This window comes from Bacillus pretiosus, assembly GCF_051294775.1.
GTDB classification, from domain to species: domain Bacteria; phylum Bacillota; class Bacilli; order Bacillales; family Bacillaceae_G; genus Bacillus_A; species Bacillus_A wiedmannii.
Genome location: NZ_JBPPHF010000541.1, coordinates 1 through 284, shown reverse-complemented (window position 1 = coordinate 284; position 284 = coordinate 1). Strand labels below are relative to the sequence as shown.

The following is a 284-nucleotide window of genomic DNA, read 5'->3' as shown; positions in this document are numbered from 1 at the left end:
ATTTTATACACAATTATGCCAGAGCAACTTGTATATCCCGCTGATTATTCGCAATGTGAAAGCCAAAAAGTTGTAAATATAACCGGTGTTGAATTAATGGTTTCTGAAGAAGAACATGGGTGTTATTCTATTGTACGTGTGTTAAGTACGGATCCGCTACACTACTTAGAGTTTGAGCCCGGCCAGAAAATAACCTTTTAGCAAAAAGTAGGATTTTGTTTAGAAGCTATGGTATAATATAAAAAACAAGACGGTTGAGCAGCCATGAGAGGGCTGCTTTCTTC

Annotated in this window: 1 protein-coding gene; it reads left to right on the top strand. The window is 37.3% G+C overall.

Features of this window, described 5'->3' with window-relative positions; genetic code table 11:
- The coding region (locus ACSG5Z_RS32085) for a YlzJ-like family protein (RefSeq protein WP_435712968.1) at positions 1-201 on the top strand (201 nt) is incomplete at its 5' end.
- Positions 202-284 lie beyond the last annotated feature (83 nt).